3 protein-coding genes are annotated in these 2,249 nt (G+C 31.3%); all 3 read left to right on the forward strand.

Annotation, left to right across the window (positions count from 1 at the left end):
* Positions 1-159 precede the first annotated feature (159 nt).
* Entirely contained in the window at positions 160-1,374 is a 1,215-nt protein-coding gene (locus tag AOB46_RS24145; RefSeq protein ID WP_062703634.1) for an RHS repeat-associated core domain-containing protein, read from the forward strand.
* A 124-nt stretch (positions 1,375-1,498) separates the two neighbouring features.
* On the forward strand, positions 1,499-1,855 hold the full coding sequence (locus AOB46_RS22525; RefSeq protein ID WP_062703636.1) for a hypothetical protein: 357 nt from the start codon (positions 1,499-1,501) through the stop codon (positions 1,853-1,855).
* 128 nt (positions 1,856-1,983) lie between these two features.
* Positions 1,984-2,249: hypothetical protein (locus tag AOB46_RS22530; protein ID WP_131724457.1), on the forward strand; the 266-nt coding region annotated here is incomplete at its 3' end.

Raw genomic sequence — 2,249 nt, forward strand, 5'->3', positions numbered from 1 at the left:
CGATATTATTAGTAAGCCATTGTCACTTGTTCTTGAAAATAATAAATATTTGCTTAATCATTAAGATCATATTCTAAAGATTGGAGTTGATAGTGTGATACCATTCATATCAGAAAATAATAGGCTGTTTCACTTTTGAAACAGCTTATTTTGCTGTATATGAATACACTTGTCTTAGATTTTAAAAATAATAAGTATATTTACAACTATACCGATCAGCTAGGAAATGTACGGTTGAGCTATCAGAATAATGGTTCAGGAGCAGCCGTTCTTGAAGAAAACAACTATTATCCGTTTGGGTTAAAGCATGAGGGATACAACACATCAGGAAATCCTGATTACCGATACCAATACAACGGGAAAGAGCTACAAGATGATACAGGAATGCTTGATTATGGTTGGAGACAATATATGCCGGAGTTGGGAAGATGGAATGGGATGGACCCTTTTGCGGAACAGATGAGAAGATACAATCCATATAATTATGCATTTAATAATCCTATAGGATTTATTGATCCTGATGGTAGGCTGCCTGTTAATCTTATAGAAAGATATGGGAAAAATTCTGTATTTAACTGGGCGTATGATCCTACAACGACTATTTTAGGAACAGCATGGTATGATGGTGGATATGGCAGTATAATGAAATTTATGTATGAAGATGGATCTGGTGGCGGAGGTTTATTTGGTAATACACAGGCATATAAAGATTTAATGTATGTTTTGAATAATGGAGGAAGTTTTTCATTAAAGACACATAATGGGTATATGTTCTGGTGGACAGGAGGAACTGCCGGAAATTCAAATACGGCACAGGAAATGGTGGCACATATCTTGAAGTTAGGAAACATATTAAATACTATTGGAAACTTTTTAAAAGATCATTTTATCTTTGAATTTGAAGGAAAAGCAACATTGGGAGTTCAAGGAGGGTTTAGAACCTCATTTGGCACTGCTGAGGCAGGTATTATGACAGGTGACATTGGAAAAGTTGGAATTTCTACAAAAAAAGGATTATATGCGAAATATGGTGATGGTAAAGGTCACAATTTTGCCGGTATTGGAGTTGGAATAAAAGATTTATCTACCGGAATAAAAGCTGATTATGTTACTGATGACTGGGTGCCTACACCTAGAGATTTACTTGATTATTATCCAAATAATGGTGGTTGGGATATTGAAGGTAATGTTGGACCTAGAGTGAATAAAGGAGTTTCTAATGGAAGTCTATCCCCTATACTTGGCTCAAAGATAAAGCAAATGTTTAGAGCTGGGATAACAGAAGTATGCACAAGCTGTATTGATATGACATTCAGTATGAAATTAATATTAGGTATTGATCTAAGAGTTAGAACAGGTTTTACAGGATTTTAAAAACTATATAATGTTAAACTATTATTGTATTATAAAGGACTCTTCTACATATTATTTTTATAGAAATGATAACAGTAATTCAATCTTATTTCAAGTAGATAGAAAATATAGACTTTTCAAATACATGCTTACAATTAAAGATTCTCAGGGAAAAAAAATTTTAGCTTTAGAGATTAGGAATAAACTGTTTTCTAATAAGGTTAATATTGTATTCCAAAATCTTAAAGAAATTATTAATTTAAAAGAAAATGATAAATTAGTAGTAGGAGAAAAAAAAATTTCCATTGTTAAAAATAGTAAAATTTTTTGTAAATATAAATCTTCAATACTTGTGGATAATCAGAAAATTGGTGAAATTAATGAAGAACAAATATTTCCATACAAAAAATATTTCATTACATTTATTAAAAATGAGAGTATTAATTATTATAGTATTATTTTATTTGCTATAACATCTGTTTATTTTGCTGATGGTATTTAATATTTAACAATCTATTTCACCTTTTTTCTCTATTTTCATTAACACTATTAAAATTACAACTTATTAATAGAAATAATAATAGAATTATAGCAAAACTTTTCATACCTTATAATGGCTGGGGACAGTATATGCCGGAATTAGGAAGATGGAATGGGATAGATCAGCTTTCAGAAAGTTATTCTTCATATTCACCTTATGCTTATGTGATGAATAATCCGGTGATGATGTATGATCCGGATGGAAGAGTGAGTCAGGAATGGCTTAATGGAATTTACAATATGTCACGACCAGGAAAGACAACATATAGTCAGTTTTCTTCTAACGGGATGTCAGTTTGGGCTAATTATGAAAGCTTGCCATTTGGTGAAGCTTCCCGACTTTATAGTTGGATTGA

The sequence above is a fragment of the Chryseobacterium indologenes genome, from assembly GCF_001295265.1.
GTDB lineage: Bacteria > Bacteroidota > Bacteroidia > Flavobacteriales > Weeksellaceae > Chryseobacterium > Chryseobacterium indologenes_A.